This window comes from Achromobacter sp. Marseille-Q0513 (genome assembly GCF_018195695.1).
GTDB lineage: Bacteria > Pseudomonadota > Gammaproteobacteria > Burkholderiales > Burkholderiaceae_B > Achromobacter.
In genome coordinates this window covers 22457-29285 of sequence record NZ_JAGTJY010000036.1, presented here as the reverse complement: position 1 = coordinate 29285, position 6829 = coordinate 22457, and the positions used below count along the sequence as shown (strand labels likewise).

Annotated in this window: 7 protein-coding genes and 1 riboswitch; of the genes, 3 read left to right on the top strand and 4 right to left on the bottom strand. The window is 69.3% G+C overall.

Features of this window, described 5'->3' with window-relative positions; genetic code table 11:
• Positions 1-61: 61 nt before the first annotated feature.
• The 3 genes from KDH83_RS10390 to KDH83_RS10380 form a co-directional block, all read right to left on the bottom strand.
• Positions 62-301 (bottom strand): helix-turn-helix domain-containing protein, encoded by a 240-nt coding sequence (locus tag KDH83_RS10390; RefSeq protein WP_006217670.1) that lies wholly within the window; start codon positions 299-301, stop codon positions 62-64.
• Positions 302-337: 36 nt separating this feature from the next.
• A complete protein-coding gene (gene dusB / locus KDH83_RS10385; RefSeq protein ID WP_212315134.1) occupies positions 338-1363 on the bottom strand; it encodes a tRNA dihydrouridine synthase DusB in 1026 nt (341 codons plus the stop codon).
• Positions 1364-1489: 126 nt separating this feature from the next.
• Complete coding sequence (locus KDH83_RS10380) at positions 1490-2653, bottom strand: UbiH/UbiF/VisC/COQ6 family ubiquinone biosynthesis hydroxylase (protein ID WP_212315132.1); 1164 nt, start codon at positions 2651-2653, stop codon at positions 1490-1492.
• A 71-nt stretch (positions 2654-2724) separates the two neighbouring features.
• On the opposite strand from KDH83_RS10380, the gene KDH83_RS10375 reads away from it, so the two are divergent.
• Positions 2725-3189, top strand: a complete 465-nt coding sequence (locus tag KDH83_RS10375) for a TM2 domain-containing protein (protein WP_212315130.1) — start codon at positions 2725-2727, stop codon at positions 3187-3189.
• Between the two features lie 9 nt (positions 3190-3198).
• Here the strand turns inward: KDH83_RS10375 and KDH83_RS10370 are convergent, their stop codons facing one another.
• Positions 3199-4542 carry an aminopeptidase P N-terminal domain-containing protein gene (locus KDH83_RS10370; RefSeq protein ID WP_212315128.1) on the bottom strand — a complete coding sequence of 448 codons (1344 nt, stop codon included), beginning with the start codon at positions 4540-4542 and terminating at the stop codon, positions 3199-3201.
• A 190-nt stretch (positions 4543-4732) separates the two neighbouring features.
• Positions 4733-4884, top strand: a riboswitch (yybP-ykoY riboswitch).
• A 97-nt stretch (positions 4885-4981) separates the two neighbouring features.
• On the opposite strand from KDH83_RS10370, the gene KDH83_RS10365 reads away from it, so the two are divergent.
• Both KDH83_RS10365 and KDH83_RS10360 read left to right on the top strand, forming a co-directional pair.
• A complete protein-coding gene (locus tag KDH83_RS10365; protein ID WP_212315126.1) occupies positions 4982-5986 on the top strand; it encodes a sodium:calcium antiporter in 1005 nt (334 codons plus the stop codon).
• A 504-nt stretch (positions 5987-6490) separates the two neighbouring features.
• A complete protein-coding gene (locus KDH83_RS10360; RefSeq protein WP_212315124.1) occupies positions 6491-6823 on the top strand; it encodes a hypothetical protein in 333 nt (110 codons plus the stop codon).
• Positions 6824-6829 lie beyond the last annotated feature (6 nt).

The window sequence follows — 6829 nt, the reverse complement described above, 5'->3', positions numbered from 1 at the left end:
TGGATGGGAAATCTGGAAGGGGGCGGCCCGTGCCGGGCGGGCCGTCCGCTGGCGTGGGGATCTATACCTGGATGTTGTGGGCGAGCAGCTTCTTGCGCAGCGTGTTGCGCGTGATGCCCAGCATTTCGGATGCCCGCGACTGGTTGCCGCCGGACCGTTCCAGCGCCACTTCAAGCACCGGGCGCTCAACGCAGCGCATCACCATGTCCCACATGTCGTGAGGCTCGGATTCACCCAGGTCTTCGAAATAGCGCTCCAGGCTGGCGCGCACGCATTCTTCCAGGACATCTTTCTTGCTCATCGGAGTACAGATATTTTTATGTTGGTGTTGAGGCGGTCATGCCGCCAGCAGGGCTTGAACGGCCGGCGCCGGATTGTGGTCGCCGTCGTTCGATAGTGCGAGGAACCATTCCGACACCGCCCGCCATTGGTCGCGGGTGTTGTCGATGAGGTTCATGCGGTCGCGGAACGAGTCCGCGTCCGGCAGGCCTTCCAGATACCAGCCGATATGCTTGCGCGCCGTGCGTACGCCGGTGTGCTCGCCATAGAAGCGGTAGTGGTCGTCGAGGTGTTCGAGCAGCAGCTCGCGCATTTCCCCATGGGAGGGAGGGGCGAGTTTTTCGCCCGTGCGCAGGTAGTGGTCGATTTCGCGGAAGATCCAGGGACGGCCCTGGGCCGCCCGTCCGATCATCACCGCGTCGGCGCCAGTGTAATCCAGGACGTGTTTCGCTTTCTCGGGCGAGTCGATGTCGCCGTTGGCGATGAGCGGGATCTTCAGCTCCGCGCGGACCGCGCGGATGGTGTCGTATTCGGCATGGCCGGTGTACAGGTCGGCGCGGGTGCGGCCGTGCAGCGTCAGGGCGGCGATGCCGGCATTCTCGGCCAGCCGGGCCACGCGCAGCGCGTTGCGGCTCTCGCGGTCCCAGCCGGTGCGGGTCTTGAGCGTGACCGGCACGCCCAGCGGCGCGCAGGCCGCCACCACGGCGTCCAGGATGCGGACGATCAGGTCTTCATGGCGCAGCAGCGCCGAGCCGGAGGCCACGTTGCAGACCTTCTTGACCGGGCAGCCCATGTTGATGTCGATGATCTTGGCGCCCCGGGCCGCGTTGAAGGCCGCGGCCTCGGCCATCATGGCCGGGTCGGCGCCGGCGATCTGGACCGAAATGGGGGCGATCTCGCCGTCGTGGTTCAGGCGGCGCGAGGTCTTGACGCTGTCCCACAGCTTGGGGTTGCTGGCCGCCATTTCGGACACGGCATAGCCGGCCCCCAGCTTCTTGCAAAGCTGCCGGAAAGGCCGATCGGTCACGCCCGCCATGGGCGCGACCAGTACATTGTTGGGGAGAGTCCAGGGACCGATGCGCATGGTCACATTTTAACCGGCCTGATCGAACCCCCTTTTTCATCCGGCAACGGCTTGGTAACAAGCCTGGGCGGACGAAGCGGAGCGTGGCCCTTTTTACAGGGCCGGATCGTGGCGGCCGGCGCCGGGCTAGGCCCGGAATCCCTGCAGCAGATGCCGGGCCAGCGGCGCGCGCAGCGGCGCCGCCAGATCCAGGCCCAGCAGCGCCAGGCCACAGGCATGCTCCACCGGCGCCAGGCCGGTGGCGAACACGCGCGGCATCAGGTCGGTCAGGCCGGCGGTGATCAGGCGGTCGAACTGGCGCGCGCCGGCGAACTCGGCCAGTGCCGGGGCCGGGCTGGCGTCCGGGCCCGGCAGCCAGGCGCCCAGCGCCTGCGCCAGCCGGGCGGCGTCGCGCAGGCCCAGGTTCAGGCCCTGGCCCGCCACCGGGTGCAGGGTCTGGGCCGCATTGCCGATGGCCGCCACGCGCCCCTGCACCTGGGCGCGGCGGGCGCTCAGCGCCAGCGGGAAGACATGGCGCGGCGCCTGGCTGGACAGGCGGCCGAGGCGGTCGCCGAAGGCGGCGGTCAGCGCGCGCGAGAAGGCCGCGTTGTCCAGCGCGGCCAGTTCGGCGGCGCGTTCCGGCGTGCTGCACCAGACCACGGAATGGGCTTCGGGCGTGTGCGGATGGGGCAGCAGGGCCAGCGGCCCTTCGGGCGTGAAGCGCTCCCAGGCCCAGCCTGGGCGCGGCAAGGTGGCGTGCGCCGTGGTCAGCACGGCATGCTGGCCATAGTCGCGGCGCAGGTCTTCGCCGCCCGCGCCGTCGGACTGCACCGCCACCCGGCAGCGCAATTCGGTGTCGCCCTGGGCGATGCGCACGCCGTCGGCGTCCTGCTCCAGGATCCGGGCCGGCGGTCCCGACAGCAGGGTCACGCCGCACTGGGCGACGCGGGCTTCGAGCCGGGCGTACAGGCCCGAATAGCCGACGACGCTGCCCAGCTGCGGCACGTCGAAGTCGGTATGGCGGATCAGGCTGCGGCCCAGGCGGCCGCGCTGCGAGACATGGATGCTGCGGATGTCGGCCGAGCGTTCCGGCCAGGCGTCCAGCGACTCGAGCAGCACGCGGCTGCCGTGGTTCATGGCCAGCACGCGCGGATCGGTCGCGGGCGCGGCGTCGGCCGTGGCGGCGGGAGCCGTGCCTTGCAGCAGCGCGATGCGGGCCGGATCCGGCGCCACCCGCGCCAGCATCAGGGCCAGGACGCGGCCGACGGGGCCGGCGCCGAGAATCGCAATGTCGAAGGCGGAAGCAGTCATGTGCGGAAGTTTAACCGTCCACTACAATCGCCGGCAGGCGGCAGGCGCGCCCACGCCACAGGAGCAATGACATGACGCAGGCCCAGGCCACTTCTTCGATTTCCGCCGCAACGCCGCGCCGGCCGCGAGGCAAGGTCGCCGTTGGCCTGCTGGCGTGTTTCCTGGGCTGGGCCGGCGCGCACTGGTGGTATCTGGGCCGCCGCCACGCCTGGGCGGTGAGCCTGTACGCCGCGCTGGCGCTGGCCGGCGCGTTCAGCCTTTATCCGGTCTGGTACGACAACCCGGCTTTCTTCCTGCTGTTCATCCCAATGATCGACGGCTTCGTCGAGAGCGTGGTCTTCTCGCTCATGCCCGACGAGAAATTCGACCGGCGCTACAACCCCGGCCTGGGCCGACCGTCGGCGACGGGCTGGGGGCCGGTCCTGGTGGCGCTGAGCGCCTGCCTGATCGGCTCGATCGTGGCCATGTTCGCCATCGCCATGGTGGTGGTGTACATCTGGGTCGCGATGGGCTGGCTGGACGGCTACGTGCTGTAGCCGCCGCCCCTATTCACGCATCAGCGCCTCGATCTCGCCGGCCTGCACCGGCACGCCGCGGGTGATCAGCTCGCAGCCCTCGTCGGTGACCAGCGCATCGTCCTCGATGCGGATGCCGATGTTCCAGTAGGCCTCGGGCACGTCGTCGGCGGGGCGCACGTAGATGCCGGGTTCGATGGTCAGCATCATGCCGGCCTGCAGCGCGCGCCAGGGACGCTCGCCGCCGTGCGCGGGGCCGGGCTGGCGGTAGTCGCCCACGTCGTGGACGTCCAGGCCCAGCCAATGGCCGGTGCGGTGCATGTAGTAGCGGCTGTAGGCGCCGGATTCGATCACGCCGTCCAGCGACCCCTTCAGCAGCTTCAGGTCCAGCATGCCCTGGGCCAAGACCCGGACGGCGGCATCGTGAGAATCGTTGCAGGAGCGGCCCGGCGCCGTGGCCTGCACGGCCGCGTCCTGCGCGGCGGCCGTCAGGTCGTACAGCGCCCGCTGCGGGCCGCTGTAGCGGCCGTTCACGGGAAAGGTGCGCGTGATGTCGCTGGCATAGCTGTCGACCTCGCAGCCGGCGTCGATCAGCACCAGGTCGCCGTCGCGCAGCACGGCGTCTCCCGCCGGGTAGTGCAGCACGCAGGCGTTGGCGCCGGCCGCCACGATACTGTTGTAGGCCACCGACTGCGCGCCCTGGCGCCGGAATTCATACAGCAGCTCGGCTTCCAGCTCGTACTCGCGCATGCCGGCGCGGGCGGCCCGCATGGCGCGGGCATGGGCGCCGGCGGAGATCTTGGCGGCGCGGCGCATGGCGGCGATCTCCGTGGCGTCCTTGATCAGCCGCATGTCCGCCAGGATGGGGCGCAGGTCCTGTTGCCGCTCGGGCGGCTGGTGCCCGCCGCGGCCGGATTCGCGGGCGGCGGTCAGCCAGCGCCGCAGGCGGCCGTCGGCGCGTCGGTCGCCCGCCAGCGGCGCGTATAGCGTGGGCTGGTCCATCAGCAGCGTGGGCATCAGTTCGTCGAGCGCGTCGATCGGATGCGCGTCGTCGAAGCCGAAGTATTCGGCGGCGGCTTCCGGGCCGAAGCGCTTGCCTTCCCAGATCTCATGCTCGACATGGCGTGGACGGCAGAACAGCAGCGCGCGGTCGGTGGCGCCGGCGATCAGCACCAGCCAGGCCTCCGGTTCGGTGAAGCCGCTCAAGTAGAAGAAGTCGCTGTCGTGCCGGTAGGGATATTCGGCGTCGCGGTTGCGGATGGCCTCGGGCGCGGTGGCAAGCACGGCGATGCCGCCGCCGGCCGCGCGCATGCGTTCCATCAGGCGGTGGCGGCGGGCGGCATAGGGGGCGATATCGTCGGGCGGCAGGCTCATGGGCGGCCGGGGCGCGCGGCCCCGCGGGTGGCGTTGTCGGGAGCGGCATGCGGCGGCAGGCGGCTCGGATGCCTGGACGCAGGCTGCGTTGGCTTCCACTTTAACGCGGCTCGGCGGCCCTCGCGCGGCCGCGCGGACAGTCCGCGCCGCCGACGCGGAAATTCCCGCCAACGCGGCCGGCAGGCTGCTACAATCGCGGCTCAGTCATTGGGGAGTAGCCATCCTTTGTTCCCCAAAGGAGTCAGCGTCAACAAACTTGGTGGTTCAGGGTTGCGGAGCAACCGCTAGAACTCCATGGCGCTGACGGTTTCCATGCTTGCGGCACGCCCGCCACATGGAACTGCCAGGCGAGACCTTTGGCCGCGTTGCGTTCACCCTTGGCCGGGCGAGCGGCAGCGTCGTGCCATTGGTATCCGCTCGTCCGGCCGCATTCGCTCCCATGTTGCTCACTCTCTTCCTGTTTTTCCTGTCCGCGGCGGTCATCTATTTCGCCTGCGAGTACTTCGTCAATGGCGTCGAGTGGGTCGGCCACCGGTTCGAACTGGGCGCCACCGCGACGGGCACCGTGCTCGCCGCCTTCGGCACCGCGCTGCCGGAAAGCGCCGTGACCTTCATGGCCGTCGTGTTCGGCGACACCCCCGAGCAGAAGGACATCGGCGTGGGCGCCGCGATGGGCGGTCCGCTGGTGCTGGCGACGCTGGCCTACGCGGTCGTCGGCCTGGCCCTGTGGCGCGCCCACCGCGGCCGCGCGACGCAATTGGACTGTATCAACGCGGACCAGCGCAGGCTGGCCCGCGACCAGGCCTGGTTCATGGGCATCTTCGTCTTCAAGGTCGGGCTGGGGCTGCTGGCCTTCGCCTGGAAGCCTTGGCTGGGCATCCTGTTCCTGGTCACCTACGGCCTCTATGTGAAGCGCGAGCTGAGCAATGACGAGGAGAGCCTGGCCAGCGAAGACCTGGAGCCGCTCAAGCTGCGCCCCCGCGATACGGATCCCGCGCTGTCCTGGGCCATCACGCAGACGGCGCTGGCGCTGGTGGTGATCGCCGGCGCGTCGCATGTGTTCGTCAACCAGATCGAAACGCTGGGCGTGGCCATGGGTGCCTCGCCGCACCTGGCGGCGCTGCTGCTGGCGCCGGTCGCCACCGAACTGCCGGAAATCATGAATGCGCTGATCTGGGTGCGCCAGGGCAAGGAGCGGCTGGCCTTGGCCAACATCTCGGGCGCCATGATGATCCAGGCCACCATTCCCAGCGCGCTGGGCATCTTCATGACGCCTTGGCTGCTGGACGCCCCCTTGCTCGCCGCCGGCCTGTTCACCATGCTGTCCATCGGCCTGCTCTGGCTGCGCTTCCGGTCTTCCGGCATCACCGTGCCGGTGCTGTCGGCTGCGGGCGGGTTCTACGCCTTGTTCGCCATCTACCTGGGTTGGCACTTCTACGCCTGAGGACGGCGCCGCGCGCTTCTGTCGGAGGACGGTGGCTGCCGCGCCATCATGGCGCGGCAGCCATGCCCGTGATCGAGGCCGGGGCGCGCGGCGGTGGAATGCGCGCGGATTCCACTTTTTTGTGCCCTTTACGCGACCAAAGTGTTGTCCATCAGTGGAAACCCGCGTAAAATTCTGCCCGTTATCCATCCCAGGAGCAGTCTTCGTGAATACCGATTCCGGCGAAAGTCGATCTTGCATCGACACCGCTGTTTAACAGGATCACGCAGCACTCCGTCTGCCGCGCCTGTTGAACAGGTTGCGGCGTATCCCAAGGTCCAGGCGTCAGCCCGGGCCATCGCGCAAGCCCACGGCTTGCCGGGCATCTCCCCAACGTAAACCGCCAGAACCGTCGCTCGTCCGCAGCGCCCGCGTTCGCGCACGTCCATCGTGCCCGGCCGTCGAGCGCGGCGCGTGCGCGCATGTTCGCGAAACCGCTCCTCCGTTCTTGCAATGGAGGTCGCCATGCGTTTCTTCGACTTGTTCCTGCGCCGCGCCGGCGTGGACCGCGCCACCGCCCAGGGCCGCCGCCGCGGCACGTCGCGGCTGACGGTCATTTGTCCGCGCGATGAACTGGGTTCCCTGCGCAAGCAGATCTGCCTGGACTTCAGCGCCGCCGGCCTGGATGTTTCGCAGGTGCAGATCGACCAGGGCTCGGATCCCGGCCTGGCGTCGGCCTGCATCACCGTCAATTGCCCCCCCGAATTGCGCGGCGAACTGATGTCCCAGGCCCGTCGCCTGAGCGCCAACCCCGCCGTGCGCCACGTGCATTTCGGCGTCCAGCCGCTGGCGGCCTGAACGCCC